The sequence below is a fragment of the Rhodoferax sp. AJA081-3 genome (assembly GCF_017798165.1).
Lineage (GTDB): Bacteria > Pseudomonadota > Gammaproteobacteria > Burkholderiales > Burkholderiaceae_C > Allorhodoferax.
Map to the genome: position 1 here is coordinate 1,745,738 of NZ_CP059068.1, position 22,443 is coordinate 1,768,180.

A 22,443-nucleotide genomic window follows, 5' to 3' on the forward strand; every position below is an offset into this window, starting at 1 on the left:
TCAGACGAGAGTGGCCAACTCGTCGGCCCTGGCCAGAATGGATGGGCGCAAGAACGCAGCGACGTCTGGCTCCAGCCCCATGGCCTGGCCTGCATCAGCAACCTCTCGCAAGTGGGGCTCCATGGCCTTGAGACCCGCCACCAGTGGCGCACGCTCAATCAGCACCCGCTTGCTGCGCCGCTCTTTCTGAACCGCTGTTCCCAGTTCACACACGCGGTCTACGACCCGCGTCCAGTTCGTTTGGCCAAAGTCGTTGTTGTCCCACCGAATACGCCGGGCGATGCCATCCGGATGGAGGTACATCGGGGCGAAGTCGTACAGCGGGGTCAGTGAGATGTGATTGTCAAAGTTCCGTTGCACGGCCGTATTGCGCGCATGGTTGTCCTTGTTGAGCAGCGCTAGGTTGACAATGTCCCGCTTCAGATATTCCAGCACTTCAGCCTGCGGGTCCGTGCAATGCCGAATGAGTGCCTCGCAGATTTGGTCGTGGCTTGGTACCGCTTCGAACCCTGGCATGCCGGTCAAGGTGGCCACACTTTCTTGCGCCAGCCGCGTCACTCCACCACCGGCGCCAACGATGCGGTCGAACCGGGGAATGAAAAGGGCACGTTTTCGGAGAGCCAGCGGCGCGTGCACACGCAGGCCGAGCCGGCGAGCAATGTCCATATACGGGGCCTCATGCCTCAGGATGCTCGCCAAATGTGGGTCGGCGCCCCTCCCGAACTTGACGATGAAGTGCTCTACCGCCCGCGCGTCGGGAAGGGTGTGGTCGAGGTACAGAAGCCCGTCATCCGCCCGGGTCAGGAGAATTTTGGGCCACTCACCTTGAACGCCGGAAGAACCGGCAACGAAGAGTCCATGCGACGCCAGGTATTCCGAGAATGCCTCGCCACGCTCTGCTACGTTGTCGTCCGTAAATCCACGCAACGGCCCAGCGTTTTCGGCCAGCCACATGGCAGCCTCTTTGACCCGAAGGTTTCCAATCGTATTGCCAGCGCCAACCAACAGCAGCTTCCAGTCCACACCCAGACCTGCAGTGGGGGACTCTCCGATGCGTCTGAGCAACTCCTGCCTTCCGAAACCCTGCGGCAGCATATCGATGAGGAACACCGGCCAGTGGTCCTGCTCCAGGGCTTCCAAACCTACCGGCCAGCGCACACAGAGGGCATGTCCGTCCGCGGCCTTGGCGTGCGCAAACGCCCACTCCACCGCATAACCTGAATAGGTCTTCGCCTTCCATCCCTGTGCCGCAGACCCAAGCAGGCGGACACTCGCTACGTCGTGCCAGGCATTGTGTGCGTGCAGTTGGAGGGTGCAGGTTTCATACATTTACACAGAATTTTATATATATCGATACAGCTTGTCGACTTAAATAGTATGTTTTTATGTGCAAATAGAAATTATTGAAGTCTTCTACTCCAAGGCCGACGCCGGTAGAGACCTGGCACAACACCGCTGTTTGAGCCATGCCAATTTCGGCAGGAGTGTGTGGCAGCTGTCGTGAAGCGAAGTGTCTGCGCAGGTCAGCGTGGCCAGCCATTTCAGTGCCAACGAGGCCACCGCGTTGTTGAAGGTCTTTGTTTCTGCCCTTTGTGGAAACTGTCCCGATCCTGATGGCAAGAGCCATCTTGCACTGCGTTCGGTTATTCAAGACCACTAAAGTATGCGAGTGACATGGGCTGCAGTTGCTGATAGCGTCGCCGCTAACACTTCAGCCTATGAACACAATCCACACATTTCTTCTGACCTGTATCGGCACTGCATTTTTGACAGCCTGCGGAGGCGGTGGCGGTACACCGGTCCCACTTGGCATAGGCGAACCAGTAACAGGCTCATTGGTCATCACGCCTGCCAATGCAAAAGCGGTGGCAGCCCATGCGCTGTCACAAACAACCAACAGGCTCTACACACTCGGCGCCGCCGGCCCGCTAGTCGCATATACGGAGTTTCTATCGCCCTCAAAATCCAGCTTGGCCAACCCAACCGTGCTGAACTCCAACTCACTGAAAACCGGTCAAGTGTGTGGCGCTGGTGGCGCCGTCCAAGTGACCGGCTCGGTTGCCAATACTTCGGGGCTTGGCACCGGTGATGTGGTCCAGTCGACATACAAAAACTGCGGCGTTCTTGCATATGGGTTGTCTCCCACGTACCTAGACGGAAGTGCCATGCAGACGGTTACCAGTGGCGGTGCGGCAACCATGCCGTTTCAGATCGTGCTGGAAGGCAGTCTAGACAATGTGCGTATAGGTATCCCGCAAGCCGGCGGCGGTTTTTCAGAAATCCAGGTCCTCAATGGGATCCCGACACTGCAATGGAGTGCAACCAGCAAAACGGTGCAAACCCTGACTATTTTTGGCAGGCCGCTGACGATCAAGAGTACGGTTGGTGGCGTCCTGCGCACCCACAATTGGCAGGGGCACCGCCAAGTCATAAGCATCAATGGTGTCTACACAGGCTATTCCCTGGACGCTTTGGTCTATTCGGACAACCCCCTTTTTGGCCCAACCGGTGGCAGCTATGTCCTGAGGACCCTTACACCCGTAATCAAAGATACCGTGTCCAATGTCCTGACTGCCGGTGTGCTCCGGGCCGAGGGATACTTCAACGCGCGGGCGCTCATCAGCATCGGCACCAACCAAGTGGTGCAAGTGGATGTGGATGCCAATGGTGATGGGATGTATGAAACCACCGTCTTCAGCACGGTGTCGGAGTTGAGTGGCCTCTTGTAGCCAGGCGTTCAGCCACCCCGCAACGGCTTCAACAAATCACCCAAGCCGTTGTGATCAATCTCATGCATCAGCGCCAGCAACCTCCCAATCTCCCCTTTGGGAAAGCCCGTGCGGGCAAACCAGTTCAAATAATCTCCGGGCAGGTCGGCGATCAGACGGCCCTGGTATTTGCCAAAGGGCATGGTGCGGGTCACCAACAGGGAGAGGTCTTCGGCTTGCATGGTTGGAGCGTAGCGTAGATTTGCTACTTATTTGATAGTGAAACAGTGATATTTGACGGGGGCTACAGGCCAAAAACGCTTACAACGACCTGGTGACTGGGTCTTGCAAGGTCCTGGCTGCCACCCGCTTCCATCAGGCCAGCGGAATACTCTGCGGAAACCTGAAGATATTGTCGGTGTCGTATTTACGCTTGACCTGCGAGAGGCGCTGCAGATTTTTGCCGTAGTAGGCGCTGGCCCAGTTCTCCTGGTCGCGGTTCGGGAAATTCACATACGACTGCGCCAGCACATAGGGCTTCATGGCGGTGAAGTAGCGGGCCAGCCATTCGCGCTGGGCGCGCACCACCTCAGGCTTGTCCACCGGTGCCCAGGCGCACTCCATTTCGAAGATGTAGTTGGCGTTGCGGTGCACGTAGGCGGTGGCGTCTTGCGCCACGCTGCGCACCTTGCCGCCAATGGCAAACAGGATGCCCATGTTCTCGGGCAGCAGCGCGCCGCCTGGCCATTGCATCATCCACTGCAGCATGGTCTCCAGCCCGGCCTCTGGCATGGCGTCGGCCACATAGGACGAACGCAGGTCGTACATGCCGTTGGGGTCGTCCGTCACCAGGTAGTCGCGTGCCTGCCAGTAGCCCATGGTGCGGATGTCCACGCTCAGGGGCGCCAGCAGGCCCAGTGCAGGGGCCAGCGCCTTGCGGGTCTGTTCTTCATTGCCCCAGTAGATGCCCAGCGTGGCGACCTGGATGTCGGCCAGCTTGGGGTTGGGCCCTGCCTTGTCGGGGTAGGCCTTGGTGCGGGTGGAGATCATCTGGCCGTGGTTGTTCTGGATCTCTTGCAGCGTACGCAGCATGGCAATCTGGTTTTTGCCGGGCCACAGGATGTTGAAGATGGTGACATCCCCCACGCGGTGGGTCTGAAAGGTGAAGGAGGTGTTGACGCCAAAGTTGCCGCCACCGCCACCGCGCAGGGCCCAGAACAACTCGGGGTTCGCGGTGTCACTGGCGCTGACCAATTGTGTGTCTGCCAACACCACATTGGTCTGGCGCAGGCTGTCGGCCGTCAGGCCCGAGTGGGTGGCGGCAAAGCCCCAGCCACCGCCCAGCACCAGGCCGCTGACGCCCACGGTAGGGCAGCGGCCCGACGGCACGGCAACCCCGATGCCCGACATCGTGTTGGCCATGTCCTGGTTGGTGGCACCGGCCTGCACCCAGGCCAAGCCGGTGCTGGGGTTGTAGGACACCTTGTTCATGGGCCGCACGTTGATGAGCAGGCCGGTGGTGGTCGAGAAACCCGCATACGAATGCCCGCCGCAGCGGATGGCAAAGGCCTCGCCCTGGTCGCGCGCCCAGCGCAGGCACAGCTGCACATCGGCCTCACTGGCGCACATGGCAATAGCCTTGGGGAACACACCGGCCCAGCGTGCATTGTTGGGGTAGGTGGCCATGTAGTAGCCCTCGTCCCCCGGTAGTAACAGGCGGCCCTGCATGCTGCTGCGCAGGGCCTGCAGGTTCTGTGGCGAGTGGATGGCCAGCCCGCTGGCGCAGGCGCTGACCAGGCCCAGCGTGCCCAGGCTGCCCGCAGTTGCGGCCAGGCCACCGGCCTTGAGGAAGAGGCGACGATCAAAGCGGTCGTCCAAGGTGCTGACGGTCATGGGAGCTTTCCTGTGCGGGAGTGGGTGAAGTGTCTCGTGGTGGAATTCAGCGCATATGGCGCATGGCATGTTCGGCGGACAAGAACGCCCCTTCCTGCCAGCCAGGCAAGGGCGAGAGCTGGTCGCCTATGGCGATGAAGCGGCCCTCGGGCTGCAGCAGGCGCTGGTAGAGGGCGGTGTGCGCAGGGTTGGTGCGCTCCCAGGCCGCATAGCCGGCGCTTTGGCCTTCGGCCTGGTGCCAGGCAATGCTGACGGCCTTGCTGGCGGGCAGCAGTTTTTCGTCGGCAAACTCGGGGTGCAGTTTGATGGCATCGCGTCGGGCCACGCGGATGCGTTCGGCCAGGCTCATGTTGCCAAAGGCGCGGGCCTGCGCGTCGTAGGTGTAGCAGCCGGGGATGATGCCTTTTTTACCCATGTAGTCGTTGGAGGGGTACCACATCTGTGTCATCGGGGAATCGGTGTAGCTGATGCCGCCAAAGATGTTGTAGGGCGCCTCTTCCCAGAAGCGGCGTTCGGCCTGCCACGCCAGCTTGTACAGCTCCCCCACCGGGAACGCGGCCAGGGCCTGCTGGTAGTCGGCGCTGAAGTTGTTTGGGATGGCAGCCAGCTTGGGCAGGGGGATGGCGCTGAGCACGTGGTCGGCGCGCAGGGTGTGGGTTTGGCGGGTCTTGCCATCGCGGTAGACCACCTGCACACCCTTGTCCTGGTTGGTGATCTGTACCACCTGGGCGCGGTAGCGAATCAGGCTGCCCACATGGCGGGTAAAGCCCTCCACCAGCTTGTCCATGCCGCCCATGGGTTGGAACAGCGTGGGTTCCCAGTCACCCTCGATGGGCTGGAAGAAATTGTGCTCCCAGAAGCCCGAGCGCAGCATGTCGTCCAGCGCCAGGCGGGGGTTGGGTGCACACATGGCCTGCACGGTCATGGGGTGCAGGCACAGGTTGCGAGGGGTGTCGGATGCAGAGCCCAGCGCGTCGTCCAGCGGCAGGCCGCCAAAGCTGCGTACCATGGCCATGAAGCGCTGGCGATCCTCGGGGCTCAGCTCGGCATCCAGCGCACCCCGTGCGTTGGCCTTGCCCATCATCTCGGCGATGTGGCTGTTGACGTCGTTACCCAGCCGGTAGCGGGGCACGGCCTTGCCTCCAAAGGCCTTGTCCGACTGGAATAGGTTGGCCGCGGTGGACATGACATACACCTCCAGCGGCACCTTCAGTTCCTTGCAGTAGTGCATGAGCCGCGGGTGCTGAAACGGCAGGCGGGCCGGGCCCAGGTTCATGTACTGCCCGGCGTCAAACTGGCAGACCTGCTCGGTGCGGCCCTGGGGGCCGGTGTCTTCCACCACACGGGTGCCCCGCCGGGCCGTGAAGTTGCGGCCGCCGGGGCGGCCCAGCGCCTCCAGGATGACACAGCGGTAGCCGGCCTTTTGCAGCTCGTAGGCGGCCATCAGACTGGAGACACCCGCACCCAGCAGGGCCACGGTCTTGCCGTGACCGGCCGGCAGCTGCAGGCCCGATGGCCCGGCCCAAGCAGACGGCGTGTGCAGCAGGCCCAACGTGGCCATGGTCTGGTAGAGGGCGGTGGCACCGGCGGTTTTGCCAACCCACTGGAGCAGGTGGCGGCGTGTAGGTGTTTGCATAGAGCGGGGTGGGTCTGGAGGGTTAATAACGGTAGCAGTTGCCACCGGCCTTTTTGGCGCGGTACATGGCCTCGTCTGCGTGTTTGATCAGCGCATCCACCGTGTCGCCGTGGTCCGGGTACAGGCCCACGCCGATGGACGGGCTCACGCGCAGGGTGTGTCCATTGAACAGCACAGGTTCGGCCAACGCGGTGATCAGGGCGTTGGCCACACGCTCTGCACTGTCGGGGGCCGCTATACCGGTCAACAGCATCAGAAACTCGTCGCCGCCCAGTCGCACCACCAGATCGCTCTCACGCACCAGGGTTTGCATACGCCGTGCCACTTCTTGCAGCAGCGCATCACCGGCATCGTGGCCATACGTATCGTTGACGGGTTTGAAGCCGTCCAGGTCCACAAACAACAGGGCTACCAGGTGGTTCTGCCGCCGCGCCTGGGCCATGACGCGGGGCAAAAACTCGGCCAGGTAGTTGCGGTTGGGCAATTGTGTCAAGACATCGTGCAGGGCCAAAAACTCGATACGCGCCTGGGCCTGCTTGTGCCGGCTGATGTCCCGCACCACAGCCACCCGGTAGCTGCCGCCCTCGTCGGGCATGGTTTTGCCGACCACCTCTACCGGCACCCGCCGCCCGTCGCGCGTGAGCAGTTCGGTTTCGTAGGGCTCTTCTTTGCCCGCCGCCAGGTAGGCTTGGGTGATGTGTCGCAGCTCGGGTGCCATCAGGTCGGTGGTCAACATGCCTTGCAGCTCGGCGCCGCTGTAGCCGGTCAGGTGCTGGACCGCGGCATTGGTGTCCGAGATCACGCCCTCTTTGTGCACCACGATGCCTTCCGCCGTAGCCTCAAAAAATTTCTGCAGGCGCACACCGGCGTCCCGCACGGCTTGCGCTGCCTGGCGCTGGGCTGTGATGTCATTGATGAGCACAAAAAGGCCGATGACCCGGCCCGCCTCCAAGTGGGGAACCAGATGGACGTTTATCCAGCGCCGATGCCCCTTGGGCAGGGTTTGCTCGCGTTCGTAATTCTGCGGCTGGGCGGTGCGCAAACCTTCGGCAAGAAAAGGAGAAATAAAGCCCCACCCGACCTCGCCCACAATGTCGCGCACTGTTTTGCCCAGCATCGACTCGGGTGTGCAGCCGTGGTAGTCGGCGTAGCGTTGGTTGGCGAAGCGGCAGCGCAGGCCGTCGGCGTCGAAATAGGCGATCAGCGCGGGCACAGAATCGGCAATCAGCCTGACCAGCGTTGCCGGCACTTCGGTCCAGGACTCTAAGGGGGCATCCGACATGGTCTCCGATCTCCAGCGTCTGCGGATTGGCACTGGCCTGCATAATGTTCTCAGGCTAGGATTCGCTTCTTATTCTGAACCACCTGAGCGACTTGCGGGGGAAATTATGGCTTGTAGTGTCGTTCGCCAAACGCAACCTGGCAACCTGCGTAGGCTGTTCTTGCTGTGCACCGTGGCCCTGCTGCAGGCCCTGCCCGCGGTGCAGGCAAAAGAGCTGCGCATTGTCACAATAGAGTCCGCGCCATTCGGCTTTGTAGGCCCTGATAGACAACCCACGGGCATGATGTACGAGATTGGCAACCTGATTGCCACCGAAGCCGGCTTCACCTACAGCAACCAGTTGACCCCCTACGCCCGATCAGCCCATGCGGTGGTACATGGGGACGCCGATTTTGTGCTGCGCTACAGCAGCGCCGAGCTGGCAGCGGCGGCCATCCCGGTGACGGGTGTGCTGCGCCTGCCCACCATTGTGGTGGGCAAGCCCGCGTCCAGATTTGAGTCACTGGCAGATTTGCATGGCAAGACCGTGGGCACGCCACGCGGGGGTCGGTTTGATGCAAGCTTCGAAGCCGATACCGCCATTCTCAAATACCAGGTCGCCGACTATTCACAAATGCTCTAGATGTTGATGAATGACCGCTTTGATGCCGGCATAGGCTCATCCATTGGGCTGTACTACAACGCGCATGTGCTCGGCATTCAACGTGAGCAACTGGGCAAACCCCTGGTGCTGAGCACCCAAACCTTTGAGCTGCATTTCTCCAAAAAAACGGCGGATGACAACACGCTGACCGCACTGCGCGAGGCTGTTGCACGGCTCAAGGCCCGCCAAGCCTTTCGCAAGGTGGTGGACAAATACCTGGGTACCTTTGACTGGAACGTAGCGCCTCGGGAGGCCAGAACCATCGTGCAACCGTAACGTTATGCAGTGAGGATGAATCAGGCCTTTCATTTGCTACCATTTTGATAGCGACCTAACCAAATAATACGGGGGCTATGTGCCACAATGGCACCTAGCGATTGCCCCGCAGAGAACGAGTAGAAAAGGATTCCACCATGTCGCGTCCCCATGTTTGGGCCAGCAAGATCGTCACGCTGATTCAGGGTGGCAACACCCAGGCGGCGCTGGCGCAGATCAAAGTCGCCCCGTCCGTCACCGATGTCGAGCAGTTGCGCACCCTGTTGACCAATGCCAAGCTGCTGGCCCGTTACCCGGTGCTGGACGCTGCCACACAAGACCAGATCAACGCGCTCAAGGGCTCGCGCCTGCACCGCGCGCCATAGGTTTGGTTGCCGCCCCCGTCTGACCCGGAGAAGCCCTTTGAAGAATGTCTACACCGTGCCGCTTGGCGCAACCGTTATCAGCCTGTTGCTGACCGCCTGCGCCAGCAGCCCGGAAAACCTGCCGCCCTTTCCGGCAGACGCCCTGCCCCCACCCAACCTGCAGGTAGACGCCGGCAAGGCGGGTATGGCAACGGTGAGGGTGGTGCTGCAGTTCAAGTCGGGCACACAACAGGCCTTTGACGACGAAAATTTTGTAACAGGCCTGCAGGTGCAGGCCCAGGTGCCGATGCACTACATAACATCGGTATCTGCAGACACCCATGTCTACGGGCTGGAGCTGCCCGCCACTGCCGGCGCGGCACCTGCGGTACAGCGGCTGCAAGCGTTAACATCGGTGCAGCGGGCCGAGTTGGACACAAGGGCCACAACCAAATAAGCAAAGGGAGCGTCATGTCCGGATATCGAATTCTTGTAGCCATTGCCTCAGGCACCGCATTGGCAGGTGCTTCGTGGTTTGCGCAGGCCCAGGCGAACACGCGTGCGGCGGCCGTTGTTTCATCTTCAGCCAAGGCTGAATTGCGCGTGGCCCGATCAGGCGCCGGGCAGCGCATGAACCGGTTAATTGTGCAGTTCAAAAACACTGTAGATAGCGATAAAAACGGGGCCATGCAGTTGGCCTCGGCGCAGGAACGTGTACAAAGCCTGAACACGTTCGCTCTGTCCAGCAGGGCGGGTGGTGCAACCCTTTCGTACCTGAAATCGGTCTCAGCCAACACCCATGTGGCGCAGACCAGTGCTCCCATGGATTACGCCGCATTGCGCGCACTGGCCCAAACCCTGGCCCAGGACCCGCGTGTAGAGTATGCCGAGGTGGACGAGCGGGTGTTCTCCCACTTTGTACCCAATGACACGTTTTACGCAGCCCAGCAGGGCAACCTGCAATCGCCGTTTGTGCAAGCCGGTGGGGCCAACCTGCCCAACGCGTGGGGGCGCTCCGTGGGGGGTGTACCCGTCAGCGGATCAGGTGTTACGGTAGCCGTGCTGGACTCGGGCTACCGACCCCATGCAGATCTGGTGGCCAATATTGTGGCGGGCTACGATTTTGTCAGCCAGGACGGCGTCGCTGACTTCACCACCGCCAACGATGGTGATGGTCGCGATGCCAATGCGCTGGACCCGGGCGACTGGAACTCGCAGAAAGACCTGTGCGACGTAGAAAACTCATCGTGGCATGGCACCCATGTGGCGGGCATCATCGGTGCGGTGGGCAACAACAATGCAGGGGTGATCGGTGTGGCCTACCGGGCCAAAGTTCTGCCGGTGCGGGTGCTGGGTGTGTGTGGTGGCTACACCTCCGACACCGCTGCGGCCCTGCAGTGGGCTGCGGGCCTGGCCGTGCCGGGTGTACCGGCCAATGCCAACCCGGCCAAGGTTATTAACATGAGTTTTGGCCGCAGCGGTGCGTGCTCTGTAACCTACCAAAACGCCGTGCGTGCAGTCACTACGGCGGGTACCCTGATAGTAGTCTCCACCGGCAACGACGGTTCCACCGACGCCATCACCCAGCCCAGCAATTGCCCTGGGGTCATGGCCGTCACCGCGCACACCAGCACGGGTGCCAACACGGACTACGCCAATGTGGGTGCTGGCACCTTGATCAGCGCGCCGGGGAACAGCATCTATTCCCTCAGCAACACGGGTACCACAGTCCCGGGTGCAGATAACTTTATTGCACGCACGGGCACCAGCTTCTCGGCGCCACAGGTTGCGGGCGTGGCAGCGTTGCTGGCGCAGATCAAGCCTGGCATCACCCCGGCCGAAATCATCACCCACATCACCACGTCGGCCAGGCCCTATGCCGCGGGCACGTATTGTGTTGGCCGGCCCGAGTGTGGTGCGGGCCTGCTGGATGCTTTCAAGGCGGTGTATTCGGTGCTGCAGTCACAGGGCGTGGCCAACGCCGCACCGCTGATGGCGGCGCTGCCCCAGCAGTATGTGTTGCCAGGTGGTGCGCTGCAGTTCACCGCCACGGCGAGTGACGCCGACGGTGACGCTGTGGCCTTTATCGGCAGCGGTCTGCCCGCTGGCGCCACCTTTAATGCGGTCACCGGCGTCTTCAGCTGGCCCAAGGCCCAGCCTGCGGGTGACTACAACTTTGTAATCCAGCCCACCGATGGCGCCACTCTGGGTGCCAGCATCACGGTGAAGATTTCGGTGACCACGGCGATACCGGTTGCACCGGTGGCGCCGGTAGAGCCCACACCACCAGCGGTAACCCCCACGCCGCCGCTCACGCTGACACCCATTACCAACAGTGGCGGCGGCGGTGGGGGCGCCATGGGTTGGATGGATATGGTGGCTGGTCTGCTGTTGTTAGCCGCCAGTGCCTGGGTCCGCCGGACTGCCCCGCCGCAACCCACGCGCAGCTAAGGGCAGCAGCCACGCCGCGCACACCACGGCCAGCAGGCCACCCACAGCCCCGGCCTCGTGGGCCGGGTAATAGGTTGCAAAACCCAGCCAGCCAGCCTGGGTGGGGGACGTACCAAAGTGCTGCACCAGCAGCTTGGCCGCCAGCCCCAACAACACACAGCAGGCCAGTATGTGCATGCGCTGACGTGTCATGGGCAACTGCGGGGGCGACGCCAGCAACGCACAGGCGCTACCTGCCAGCAGACCATGCAAGGCACCCGATGCGCCGGCATACACCGTGCAATGGGGGTCCAGCGCCAGCACCACCGCCACACCGGCATACCCCCCCAGCAGAGCCACCACTTGCAGGTGCCCGCTGATCAGCCCCTGGAATACCCGCAGCAAGACCACCAGGCCCAGCGCATTGGCGGCCGCGTGTAAGGTGCCCATGTGGACCCATTGGGCGGTGAACAGTTGCCACCACGCACCCGCTACATAAGTAGGGCGCACAAACTGCAAGTTTTCGGCAGCGCCCGGCAGCCATTGCAGACCCAGCGTCACCACCACGAAGCCCAGCGACCACAGCCCAGCCCCGCTCCACAGACTGTGGCGCACAGCCATATCAGGCAATCCAGTCCAGCGCGTGCATATAGGCTGGCTGCACCATCAGGGCGTCCCACTCCACGGCCGGGGTGGCTGGCAGCAGCGCACGGCGGCGCAGCTCACCCGCGTCGCTGGGCTGCCACTGGCCTTTGACCTGGGCTTCGGTCAGCCCGTCCAACACCGCGTCAATACCTTTGCCACCCCCTTCGCTGCTGGCCAGCGACTGGTTGCACAACAAGACCATGTCGCAACCCGCCGCCAGCGCAGCCAGGGCGGCCTGCGTGAAGCTGACTGGCTGGCCATCCACAACCCGCGCACCGGCCATGGACAAATCATCGCTAAAGATGGCGCCACCAAAACCCAACTGGCCACGCAGGATGTCGTTCAGCCAGATGCTGGAGAAACCCGCCGGCCGCGCATCCACCTTGGGGTAGATCACATGGGCGGGCATCACACTCAGGGTCACGGTGTTGAGCCAGCGGTAGGGCGCGGCATCGTCGGCCAGAATCGCTTTGAGGCTGCGTTTGTCCACGGGGATGGCAGTGTGGGAATCCGCAGCCACAAAGCCGTGCCCGGGAAAATGTTTGCCGCAGTTGGCCATGCCGCTTTGCAGCATGCCCTGCATCAGACTCTTGGCCAGCAGGCTGACCACCCGCGGGTCGCGGGCAAAGGCGCGGTCACCGATGACACTGCTGCCACCGTAGTCCAGGTCGAGCACCGGCGTGAAGCTCAGGTCCACACCGCAGGCGCGTAACTCGGCGCCCATTACGTAGCCGCAGGCGGTGGCAGCATTGGTAGCGTCCATCGGACCGGCGTGGCCTTTGGCGTCAGCACCCGCCTTGGGCGGCTGCATCCACATCTCACCCAGCGCGCGCATGGGCGGCAGGTGGGTGAAGCCATCGGTCTTGAAACGCTGCACCCGGCCACCCTCGTGGTCCACACAGATCAGCAGATCGCTGCGTATCTTTTTGATGTCGGCACACAGGGCCGTAAGCTGGGCGCGGTCTTGCCAGTTGCGTGCGAACAAAATCAGCCCACCCACCAGGGGGTGCTTCAGCCGCTTGCGGTCCGCGGGCGTCAACGTGAGGCCTGCAATATCGATGATGAGGGGTGCGTGGAAGGTCATGGTGTGTGTGCCGGGTGGTGGCTTGCTATTAATTCAGTAGCTATAGGTTTATATTGTACGGGGGCTACAGGCCATTTTGGCTTAGAGTCTTTGGGTAAAACACACCTCTGCGTCGGGTCAAACGACCTGCGGCACACTACGCAGACACATCCCACACACACATTGGCACCACTGACTTCCATGCGTGACTTCCCCGCGCTGACCACACCCCGCCTGCACCTGCGCGAAATCGTAGCCGCCGACGTCCCCGCACTCTTCGCCATCCACAGCAACACCGAAGCCATGCGCTGGTTTGGCGCAGACCCTCTGCAGACCCTGCAGGATGCCGAAAAACTGGTCGAGATGTTTGCCAGCTGGCGCAAGCTGCCCAACCCCGGCACGCGCTGGGGCATCACCGACCGGGCCAACGGGCAACTGTTGGGCACCTGTGGTCTGTTCAGGTGGAACCGCAACTGGCGCAGCTGCGCCATAGGTTATGAACTGGCACCGGCCGCCTGGGGCCAGGGCCTGATGCACGAGGCGCTGAACAGCATGCTGGACTGGGGTTTTGAACACATGGCCCTGAACCGGGTCGAGGCCCAGGTGCACCCGCACAACACCCCGTCCATCAAACGGCTGGAAGCGCTGGGCTTTGTACGCGAAGGGCTGTCGCGCCAGGCCGGTTTCTGGTTGGGCGAATACCGCGATCTCCTGCAATACGCGCTGCTGCGCAACGAACGACCACCCCTCTCTGGAGCCACCACACCATGACACTGCAACAACACCTGGGCATAGAACTCCCAATCATCCAGGCGCCCATGGCCGGCATACAGACCAGTGCCATGGCCATCGCCGTGTCCAACGCCGGCGGACTGGGCTCCCTGCCCGCCGCCATGCTGACACTGGAAGTGCTGCGCCAAGAGCTGAGTACTATCCGCGCCCAGACCGACAAGCCCTTCAATGTCAATTTCTTTTGCCACACACCACCCGCACCCGATGCCCACCGCGAGGCCGCCTGGCGCAGCACGTTGACACTCTACTACGCCGAATACGGCATTGACCCCACGGCGATTGCGCCCGGAGTGGGCCGCATGCCCTTCAACACCGAAGTGTGCGACGTAGTGGAGCCGTTTGCGCCGCCGGTGGTCAGCTTCCACTTTGGCCTGCCCAATGCAATCCTGCTGGCGCGCGTGCGCGGCTGGGGCGCCAAGGTGTTGTGTTCGGCCACCACGGTGGAAGAAGGCCTGTGGCTGCAGGCCCAGGGTGTGGACGCCGTCATCGCCCAGGGCCTGGAAGCCGGTGGCCACCGCGGGCATTTCCTCAGTGACGACCTCAGCCAGCAAATGGGCACCTATGCCCTGCTGCCGCAAATGGTGCGCGCATTGCAGGTTCCTGTGATTGCTGCGGGCGGCATTGCAGATGCCAAAGGTGTGTCCGCCGCACTGGCCATGGGGGCCGCGGCCGTACAGGTTGGCACAGCCTACATGTTGTGCCCCGAAGCCACCACCAGTAGCCTGCACCGCGCCGCATTACAGAGCGACGCAGCCCGCCACACGGCGCTGACCAACCTGTTCACCGGGCGGCCGGCGCGCGGCATTGTCAACCGCGTGATGCGGGAGCTGGGTGCCATCAACCCGGCGGCACCACATTTCCCGCAGGCCACCACGGCCATCGCCCCGCTGCGGACCAAGGCCGAGGCTTCGGGCCTGGGGGATTTTTCGCCCCTGTGGTCGGGCCAGAACGCCAGTGGCTGCAAGGCGGTACCGGCTGCGCAGTTGACGCGGGAGTTGGCTGGGGTCTAGCATCGCGTGGTACACAGGGGATTGGCGCATGCAAGATCACCAGGACGACGCGAACCACGGAACACCGACCAAGGGCTGGCCCGGCCTCTTGCAAGCCCAGGGCCTGCAGTTCGACAATCCTGCGGAGGAACAAAGGTTCGCCAAGGAGTATGTAGAGGACTACCGGCAGTTTCACCAGCTCTCGATCTTCCTGGGGATCATGCTGTACTACATCTTCTTTCTGTGGGACCGCATCATCGACCCGGTGAACTACGGCTACACACAGGCCATACGCGGCCTGGTCTTTGCACCCATGGGTCTGGTCTGCATAGGCCTGCTGCAACTGGACCGCATGCGCAAGGCCCACGAATGGCTGGTCATCACAACGCTGACACTGGCCAATATGGGCCTGACCGTCATCTACTGCATACTGACCGATGGCATGAACTACGGCAGCGTGGGTATTGTGCTGGTCACGCTGTTCACCTTCATGCTGCTGCGGGTGCGCTTTGTGTTTTACCTGCTGTACAGCGTTGCCACACTGGTGGCCTTCAACCTGGGCCAGTGGTATGCCAACACACAGGCCGGCATGTTTGGCATCAACAACTTGTGTGTAGTGTCCGCTGCGCTGATGGGCCTGTTTGCCGCCTTCCACCGCGAGCGCGACATGCGCCGCAAGTTTGTCGTCGAGGACGAGCTGCGCGCCGCCAAGCGTAAGGTGGAGGAGCTGCTGTACTCCATGCTGCCCGACGACATCGTTCGGCGCATCAACCTCGGCGAGAAAGTGATTGCCGATTCGTATGGAGAGGTCAGCATCGTCTTTGCCGACCTGGTAGGTTTTACCCATCTGGCGCGCAAGCTGTCGCCCAATCACTTGGTTGAAACATTGAACCAGTTGTTCTCCGAATTCGACCAGTTGGCGGCGAAGTTCCAGATTGAAAAGATCAAGACCATTGGCGATGCCTACATGGCAATCTCCGGTGTCGGCAAGGACAAGGAGGGCCAGGCGGAACGGGCCGCCGACTTTGCCATCGGCATCCGCGAGATCGTGGCCCGCATGTCCGACCGTAACGACTTTGACATGCATGTGCGCATAGGCCTGCACATTGGCCCGGTGGTGGCCGGCGTCATCGGCAGCGCACGCCCGGCCTTTGACTGCTGGGGTGACGCCGTCAACCTGGCCAGCCGGCTGGAGGCCAGTGCTCGCAGCGGCGCCATCCATATCTCCGAGCAGGCCTACTGGCGACTGCGCGATACCTTTGTCATTGAGCAAGGTGAGGACGTAGATCTGAAAGGCATGGGCAAGACGCCGTCGTTTGCGCTGCTGGGGCGGCGCGGGGCCGGCACTGCGACGGGGTATTGACCGCGATTGGGGGGCGATTTCCGGCCCAGGGCATGGCAAAATCAGGCCCCACCCAGCCTGGCACGCAGCTTTCTGCCCAGCCTGCGGCCACATACTGCATCTACCCACCACCACCATGTCAACTTTTGAAATTGAAGGCGGTATTCCGCTGCGCGGTACCGTGCGTGCCTCGGGCAACAAAAACGCCATATTGCCGATGATTGCGGCCTGCATACTGACCGACCAGGAGATGGTGCTGGACAACGTGCCCGACATCATAGACGTGCGCCATATGTTGGACGTCCTGGTTGCGCTGGGCGGCAAGGTCGAGCGCAGTGGCCAGCGGGTCAGCATCCACATGGCGCAGATCAACGGCAGCGAGATCAGCCGCGAGCTGTGCAACAAGGTACGCACCTCCATCCTGTGCGTGGCGCCACTGCTGCACCGGACCGGCAAAGCCAAGCTGTACCCGCCCGGTGGCGACGTGATTGGCCGCCGCCGCCTGGACACGCATTTCTACGGCCTGCAGAAGCTGGGCGCGGTGCTAGCTTCCAACGGCAGTTACGACTTTGCGGTGCCCAACCGGCTGCGGGGTGCCGAACTCTTTTTTGACGAGCCTTCTGTCACGGGTACCGAACACATCATGATGGCCGCCGCAGTGAGCGAAGGCCACACGCTGATCCGCAATGCTGCCTGCGAGCCGCATGTGCAAGACCTGGCGGTGATGCTCAACGCCATGGGCGCCAAGATCAGCGGCATCGGCACCAACCAGCTCAGCGTCGAGGGTGTGCCATCACTGCACGGCACTACACACATGGTGTGCCACGACCATATTGAAGCGGCGTCTTACCTGGCCCTGGCCGCCGCAACCGGTGGCGAGATCCGGGTTGAGGGCACCGACCTGCACGCCTACTGGATGTGCCACCGCGTCTTTGAGACGCTGGGCGTCAAGATCGAGCTGTACAAAGACCACATCTACCTTCCGCCGAACCAGGAGCTGCGCATCCTGCGCGACAACGACGGCACCATGCCGGTGATTGGCGACGGCCCCTGGCCCCAGTTTGCCAGCGATCAGATGAGCTGCATGATCACGCTGGCCACGCAGGTGGAGGGTAATGTGTTGTTCTTCGAAAAGATGTTTGAGTCGCGCCTGTATTTTGTGGACCGCCTGATTGGCATGGGCGCCAACGCCATCGTGTGTGACCCCCACCGTGTAGTCATCAGCGGGCGCTCCAAACTACGGGGCACCACCATGAGCTCCCCCGACATCCGTGCAGGCATGGCATTGCTGGGTGCGGCCCTGTGCGCCACCGGCAAGTCGACGGTACAAAACGCCAACATGATCGAGCGCGGTTATGAGCGTGTCGAAGAAAAGCTGCTGAGCCTGGGCGCTCGGATCACGCGCAAGGGTTGATGTTGCCGGTAGTCCCGCCCGTCCACACCCCGTGACAAAGTCCGAACGCTCACAGACCCGCACCCGCGCCGGAAAAGGCGCAGAGGCTCTAACCGTGTTCGCCATCGTGTGGGACACCATCGTGCTCAAGCTGATGGTCCCCACGGGCGATATTCCGTTTTGGTTCAAGGCACTGTTTGTGTTGGCGGGGGTGGGGGTGACCTGGGGTGCGCTGTACCTATGGCGCCAGCGTCTCAAAGGGGGCGGCGCCCGCCTGAAACTGTCCCAGGACCCGGTGCCGCATGGTGTGCCGGTGACGGTAGAGTTTCAGATCGACCGGTCCATCACCGCAAACCAATGGCAGGTAGAAGCAAAGCTGGAGTCGTCAGCGCGCAACCAAAGCGGGTTTGGCTTGGTCTGGAGCCAGGACTACCCCGCCAGGGCTGTAGACGCCCACCACATCCGGGCGGAGGTGACCCTGCCCAGTGACATGCCCAGCACCGCGGCGTCCGACCGTGACATGGCGTACAGCATGACACTGACCTTGCGGGCAGACGGCGTGGAATGGACCTTCGACTTGAAGACGCGCAAGGCCCGCGAAAGCGAGTTGCAGTTTGCACCGCGTGACACCCGCAACCTTGGCAACAAAAAACCCACATACACGCCAGAACAAGTGGCGGCCATCCGCAAGCGGTGGGCTCCATGGGGCTGGGGCTTGATTGCGCTGGCGCTGGTGGCGCAGTTTTCGTTTTTTCTGGACCTGAATGTGTGGACGCGTGCCAAGGCCCTGATCGGTGCAGGTGCCGAGACCACTGGCGTCGACACCGAAGCGTTTGACATCCGGGTCACCAATTACCTGGTCAACGATTGGGCGTTGCGCGGCCGGCTGGTGGGCAAGGCGCACGTGGCCCAGGGCGTGCTTATCGTGCAGGTTGAATCGCTGGACGTGCAACCCGTGGGTGCCTGCGAGGCGGACAGCCGCGTGTGTGAAGTTGAATCGGTGAGTCTCTTGCTCTCGCAAGACGGAGAGAAGAATTTTTCCACGCTCGCGCAGAGTGGCTCGATTGCCGTGAACGCCAATCTGCGGGAGGTCACGCGCTGGAGTCTGCCGCCACAGAAAAAGGGTGTTGAGATCCGCATGCCCCTACCTGCGGCCGTGGAGACACACGGTGTGCGGCTCAAACTGCAGATCCGCTCGGCGGGTGGCTCCACGGTCTACCCGGAGCACGGCCCCTACCTCAATCTGCACCGTGCCCTGGCCAAGGCGCGCGGGGCCAGCGATCCTTGTGAACAGGTAAAGGGTGAACTGGAACTGGTACGCGCGGGTTGCGGCGAGCGCCTGCGCGGTGCTGCAATACAAGACAAGGATGGTCTGCTGCTGGAAGCGCTCAAGACCGAAAACTTCGACACGGCCACGCTGCTGCTGGCCGCCGGTGCCCGTGCCGACGCGCATAGCGCGGAAGACGCCGGCCGCACGGCCCTGGGTTATGCGGCGGCGAGTAATGACGTAGCGATGGTCGAGCGGCTATTGGCCACCGGCGCAAATGTGAATGCCCGAAAGACCAACGAACAGGGGCAAATCGTGACCGCACTCACGCAGGCATTGCGCACGGACGCGGCGGCCGCTGTCCACCGCCTGATCCAGGCCGGCGCAGAACCAACCACCAACGACCCGACCGGCTGGACGCCCATGCATATTGCGGCGTATGAAAGCGCCACGGAGTCGATCGCGGAACTGGTCCGCGCGGGCGCCGACATCAACGAGCGCACCCCGGCCTACCGGAAACAGACAGCCCTGCAAACGGCCGTGCAGTTTGGCAGTGCTGCGACCGTGCAAGCCTTTGTGCAGCTGGGTGCCGACCGGTTGCTCCAAGACAACCAGGGCCAGAATGCCTGTGATTGGGCGAAGTTTTTTAAGCGCAACGCCGAGATCCAGGCCACGGTCTGTGCAGAGTAGCTCCGCTGTGTGGACAGTGGCGCGGGCCGTCTATCGTGGCCTAGGCCTGGAGCTGGGTCTCGACCACGCAGAAGCTGGCCGCGTAGTCGGTCTCGTCCGTCACGCTGATGTGGGCACTGAGCTGTTTGGCGTCAAACCATTCCTTCAGCACGCCGTGCAGCACGATGGTGGGCGCGCCGCTGGGCAGCTTGGCCACTTCACACAGCCGCCAGGTCATGGGCATGCGCATGCCCAGGCCGATGGCCTTGCTGAAAGCCTCCTTGGCTGAGAAGCGCGTTGCCAGGAAACGGATGCCGCGCTCGGGCCAGCGGGCGCTGCGCGCCTTCCAGGTCTTGAATTCCCCTTCGCTGAGGATCTTCAATGCGAAGCGGTCGCCGTGTTTGTCCAGACTGGCCTTGATGCGGCGCACGTCGCAGATGTCGGTGCCTATGCCGTAGATCATCAGACCAAACAATCCAGATAGGCCTTGACGGTGGCGGTATAGCCCAGCTCCAGCGCGTCGGCAATCAGCGCGTGGCCTATGGACACCTCATCCAGTCCCTGTACAGCGCGGGCGAAGGCAGGCAGGTTGTCGCGGTTCAGGTCGTGGCCGGCGTTGACGCCCAAGCCTGCATCCAGCGCGGCCTGGGCGGCCTGCGCGAATCGCCGCAGCTGTGCATCCTGGTCAGGTGTGCCCCAGGCCGCGGCATAGGGTTCGGTGTAGAGCTCGATGCGGTCGGCGCCCACGGCCCGGGCGGCAGGCATCGCGGCTACATCCGCATCCATGAAGAGGCTGACGCGTATGCCCAAGGCGTGCGCCTGGTCAATCAGTGGCTTCAAACGCGCGGCATCCTGCGGGAAGCTCCAGCCGTGGTCACTGGTGAACTGGCCTTCGGAATCGGGCACAAAGGTGACCTGGTGCACCGGCAGCTTGCGCGCCACGAGGTCGGCCACACAGTCCATCAGGTTGTGGAAGGGGTTGCCCTCGACGTTGTATTCGCGGTCCGGCCAGTCCTGCATCAGCGTGGCCAGTTCCACCACGTCGTCGGCGCGGATATGGCGCGCATCCGGCCGCGGGTGCACCGTGATGCCCGCCGCGCCGGCTTGCAGGCACAGCAAGGCGGCCCGGGTCACGCTGGGAATACCCAGGTGGCGCGTGTTGCGCAGGTGGGCGACCTTGTTGACGTTGACCGATAGGTTGGTGCGGGGTTTGGGGGTCATAGTGTTTTGCCGCCGGGCCGCCCCAAGGCAAAACTCGCCCCCTTGGGGGGCAGCGTCGTACACGAAGTGACAAGCGTGGGGGCCATATTGCTATAAAGATTGAATGTCCACCATCATCTGGCGGGTGCGCAAGGTTTTGACACCACAATGGTAGTGCAGCAGAGCCCGCAGCTGGGGCTTGAGTTCGGTGGTGACCTCGGAGCAGGCGCGCAAAGTTGTGGTGAACGGCGCGTTGTCTGCCAGCGCGGCCTGCAGAGCTGTCCACTGCGCACCGCTCAGGCTGGCCCGGTCATCGCCATGGGCCTGGCGCAAGCCACCTTCTGGCACCAGGCAATAAGCGGTATCGGCAGCCAGCGCGCCCAGCGTCATGGTTTGGGCATTCAACTGTGGCAACAGACCGATTTCGCGAAGCAGCAGCAGCTCGTAGGTGCGCAGTGCGGCCTGGAGTGCCTCGCCGTGTTCGCTGGCCAGCACACGCACCACGTTCGCGTAGACATCGAACAACCGGGGGTGCGGGTCGTCCCGCGCTAGCAGGGTCAGCAACAATTCATTCAGGTAGTAGCCCGACAGCAGCGCATCACCAGTGGGCATGACATGCCCACCCTGCCATTCGGCGCTCTTGAGGGTGCGGATTTCGGCATCACCGCCATAGGCCACATGCAGCATCTGCAGCGGCAGCAAGACGGGGCGGAAGCTGGAACTGGGCCGCTTGGCCCCCTTGGCCACCAGCGCGATGCGGCCATAGTGGCGGGTAAAGACCTCCAGTATCAGGCTGGACTCGCTCCAGTCGTAGCGGTGCAGCACATACGCGGGCTCGTCGGCTATGCGCTTGGTAGCCACTTATTCATAGCCAAAGGAACGGACGCGGGCTTCATCGTCTGCCCAACCGGATCGCACCTTGACCCACAACTCAATGAAAACCTTGGCATCGGCCAGCTTTTCCAGTTCGACGCGGGTTTCCATGCCGATGCGTTTGATACGTTCACCCTTGTCACCAATGACCATGGCCTTGTGGGTGTCGCGCTCGACGACGATGGTGGCGGCAATACGCAGCAAACGCTTCTGGCCTTTCTTCTGGGGGGGCTCTTCTTCGAACTTGTCGATGACAACCGTGGAGGTGTAGGGCAGTTCGTCGCCCGTCAGGCGGAACAGCTTCTCGCGCACCAGTTCGCTGGCCAGGAATTTTTCGCTGCGGTCGGTCAGTTCGTCTTCGGCATACCACCAGGCCTGTTCGGGCAGGAATTTTTCGCAGATGCCCAGCAGTCGGTCCACGTCCTTGGCGTTCTTGGCCGACATTGGCACAAACTCGGCGAATGTGTGTTTGTCCTGCATGGTTTGCAGCCAGGGCGCGATATCGCCACGGCGGTGGATGTTGTCCAGCTTGTTGGCGATCAGCAGCGTGGGAATGTTCTTACCCAACAGCGACAACACGCGGGCATCGGCCGGCGTGAAGCTTCCCGCCTCCACCACAAACAATATCAGGTCGACATCGGCCACCGCGCCTTGTACGGTCTTGTTCAGCGACTTGTTCAGCGCATTGGCATGCAGGGTCTGAAAGCCGGGCGTGTCCACAAACACAAACTGTGTAGCGCCGCGGGTGTGCATGCCGGTGATGCGGTGGCGCGTGGTCTGCGCCTTGCGCGACGTGATGCTGATTTTCTGGCCGACCAGGGCGTTGAGCAGCGTGGACTTGCCGACATTGGGTTTCCCGACGATGGCGACCAGGCCGCAGCGCTGACCCATCTCGGCTGCAGCGCCGGGCTGCGCCAGCTTGGGTGTGCTTTTAAGCACGCCTTCGAGCATGCTGTCCAGATCAGACTGTTGGTCATTTGTGCCGCCAGCCCCCGCAG

22 protein-coding genes are annotated in these 22,443 nt (G+C 62.3%); 11 read left to right on the forward strand and 11 right to left on the reverse strand.

Annotation, left to right across the window (positions count from 1 at the left end):
* Positions 1-1,329, reverse strand: coding sequence for a type II toxin-antitoxin system HipA family toxin (locus HZ993_RS08115; protein ID WP_209396872.1), 1,329 nt, complete (start codon positions 1,327-1,329; stop codon positions 1-3).
* A 389-nt stretch (positions 1,330-1,718) separates the two neighbouring features.
* Here HZ993_RS08115 and HZ993_RS08120 point away from each other — a divergent pair, with 389 nt between their 5' ends.
* Positions 1,719-2,729 (forward strand): hypothetical protein, encoded by a 1,011-nt coding sequence (locus tag HZ993_RS08120; protein WP_209396874.1) that lies wholly within the window; start codon positions 1,719-1,721, stop codon positions 2,727-2,729.
* Positions 2,730-2,737: 8 nt separating this feature from the next.
* Here the strand turns inward: HZ993_RS08120 and HZ993_RS08125 are convergent, their stop codons facing one another.
* The 4 genes from HZ993_RS08125 to HZ993_RS08140 all read right to left on the reverse strand — a co-directional run bounded on the left by HZ993_RS08125 (position 2,738) and on the right by HZ993_RS08140 (position 7,519).
* Positions 2,738-2,950, reverse strand: coding sequence for a DUF3820 family protein (locus tag HZ993_RS08125; protein ID WP_209396876.1), 213 nt, complete (start codon positions 2,948-2,950; stop codon positions 2,738-2,740).
* A 133-nt stretch (positions 2,951-3,083) separates the two neighbouring features.
* Entirely contained in the window at positions 3,084-4,601 is a 1,518-nt protein-coding gene (locus HZ993_RS08130; protein ID WP_245213876.1) for an FAD-binding oxidoreductase, read from the reverse strand.
* A 46-nt stretch (positions 4,602-4,647) separates the two neighbouring features.
* Positions 4,648-6,237 carry an FAD-dependent oxidoreductase gene (locus HZ993_RS08135; protein WP_209396878.1) on the reverse strand — a complete coding sequence of 530 codons (1,590 nt, stop codon included), beginning with the start codon at positions 6,235-6,237 and terminating at the stop codon, positions 4,648-4,650.
* A gap of 22 nt (positions 6,238-6,259) precedes the next feature.
* The gene (locus HZ993_RS08140) at positions 6,260-7,519 is read right to left on the reverse strand and encodes a diguanylate cyclase domain-containing protein (protein ID WP_209396888.1); all 1,260 of its coding nucleotides are present in this window, start codon (positions 7,517-7,519) and stop codon (positions 6,260-6,262) included.
* A 106-nt stretch (positions 7,520-7,625) separates the two neighbouring features.
* Between HZ993_RS08140 and HZ993_RS08145 the strand changes: the two genes are divergently transcribed.
* From HZ993_RS08145 to HZ993_RS08165, 5 genes are all read left to right on the forward strand, one after another.
* On the forward strand, positions 7,626-8,141 hold the full coding sequence (locus HZ993_RS08145; RefSeq protein ID WP_209396890.1) for an ABC transporter substrate-binding protein: 516 nt from the start codon (positions 7,626-7,628) through the stop codon (positions 8,139-8,141).
* Positions 8,142-8,147: 6 nt separating this feature from the next.
* Positions 8,148-8,438 (forward strand): hypothetical protein, encoded by a 291-nt coding sequence (locus HZ993_RS08150; protein ID WP_209396892.1) that lies wholly within the window; start codon positions 8,148-8,150, stop codon positions 8,436-8,438.
* Positions 8,439-8,575: 137 nt separating this feature from the next.
* Positions 8,576-8,803 (forward strand): hypothetical protein, encoded by a 228-nt coding sequence (locus tag HZ993_RS08155; RefSeq protein WP_209396894.1) that lies wholly within the window; start codon positions 8,576-8,578, stop codon positions 8,801-8,803.
* A gap of 37 nt (positions 8,804-8,840) precedes the next feature.
* Entirely contained in the window at positions 8,841-9,239 is a 399-nt protein-coding gene (locus HZ993_RS08160) for a hypothetical protein (protein ID WP_209396896.1), read from the forward strand.
* 14 nt (positions 9,240-9,253) lie between these two features.
* A complete protein-coding gene (locus HZ993_RS08165) occupies positions 9,254-11,233 on the forward strand; it encodes a S8 family serine peptidase (protein ID WP_209396898.1) in 1,980 nt (659 codons plus the stop codon).
* Here the strand turns inward: HZ993_RS08165 and rrtA are convergent.
* Together rrtA and nagZ are read right to left on the reverse strand one after the other, a co-directional pair.
* Positions 11,177-11,833: a rhombosortase gene (rrtA, locus tag HZ993_RS08170; RefSeq protein WP_209396900.1), complete on the reverse strand. Its 657-nt coding sequence runs from the start codon at positions 11,831-11,833 to the stop codon at positions 11,177-11,179. The genes HZ993_RS08165 and rrtA overlap by 57 nt on opposite strands.
* Position 11,834: 1 nt before the next feature.
* Complete coding sequence (gene nagZ / locus HZ993_RS08175) at positions 11,835-12,941, reverse strand: beta-N-acetylhexosaminidase (protein ID WP_209396902.1); 1,107 nt, start codon at positions 12,939-12,941, stop codon at positions 11,835-11,837.
* A 180-nt stretch (positions 12,942-13,121) separates the two neighbouring features.
* Between nagZ and HZ993_RS08180 the strand changes: the two genes are divergently transcribed.
* The 5 genes from HZ993_RS08180 to HZ993_RS08200 all read left to right on the forward strand — a co-directional run bounded on the left by HZ993_RS08180 (position 13,122) and on the right by HZ993_RS08200 (position 19,393).
* The gene (locus HZ993_RS08180; protein ID WP_209396904.1) at positions 13,122-13,691 is read left to right on the forward strand and encodes a GNAT family N-acetyltransferase; all 570 of its coding nucleotides are present in this window, start codon (positions 13,122-13,124) and stop codon (positions 13,689-13,691) included.
* Complete coding sequence (locus HZ993_RS08185) at positions 13,688-14,722, forward strand: nitronate monooxygenase family protein (RefSeq protein ID WP_209396906.1); 1,035 nt, start codon at positions 13,688-13,690, stop codon at positions 14,720-14,722. The genes HZ993_RS08180 and HZ993_RS08185 overlap by 4 nt, the downstream gene beginning before the upstream one ends.
* A 28-nt stretch (positions 14,723-14,750) precedes the next feature.
* Positions 14,751-16,064 (forward strand): adenylate/guanylate cyclase domain-containing protein, encoded by a 1,314-nt coding sequence (locus HZ993_RS08190; RefSeq protein ID WP_209396908.1) that lies wholly within the window; start codon positions 14,751-14,753, stop codon positions 16,062-16,064.
* Between the two features lie 115 nt (positions 16,065-16,179).
* A complete protein-coding gene (gene murA, locus HZ993_RS08195) occupies positions 16,180-17,457 on the forward strand; it encodes a UDP-N-acetylglucosamine 1-carboxyvinyltransferase (protein WP_209396910.1) in 1,278 nt (425 codons plus the stop codon).
* A 31-nt stretch (positions 17,458-17,488) separates the two neighbouring features.
* Positions 17,489-19,393: an ankyrin repeat domain-containing protein gene (locus HZ993_RS08200; protein ID WP_209396912.1), complete on the forward strand. Its 1,905-nt coding sequence runs from the start codon at positions 17,489-17,491 to the stop codon at positions 19,391-19,393.
* Positions 19,394-19,433: 40 nt separating this feature from the next.
* On the opposite strand, the gene acpS is transcribed toward HZ993_RS08200, so the two are convergent.
* The 4 genes from acpS to era all read right to left on the reverse strand — a co-directional run bounded on the left by acpS (position 19,434) and on the right by era (position 22,396).
* A complete protein-coding gene (gene acpS, locus HZ993_RS08205) occupies positions 19,434-19,835 on the reverse strand; it encodes a holo-ACP synthase (protein ID WP_209396914.1) in 402 nt (133 codons plus the stop codon).
* Entirely contained in the window at positions 19,835-20,593 is a 759-nt protein-coding gene (locus tag HZ993_RS08210) for a pyridoxine 5'-phosphate synthase (protein WP_209396916.1), read from the reverse strand. Before HZ993_RS08210 ends, acpS begins: the two co-directional genes overlap by 1 nt.
* Positions 20,594-20,683: 90 nt before the next feature.
* A complete protein-coding gene (gene recO, locus HZ993_RS08215; protein ID WP_209396918.1) occupies positions 20,684-21,433 on the reverse strand; it encodes a DNA repair protein RecO in 750 nt (249 codons plus the stop codon).
* A complete protein-coding gene (era, locus tag HZ993_RS08220) occupies positions 21,434-22,396 on the reverse strand; it encodes a GTPase Era (protein ID WP_371816973.1) in 963 nt (320 codons plus the stop codon).
* Between the last annotated feature and the right edge of the window lie 47 nt (positions 22,397-22,443).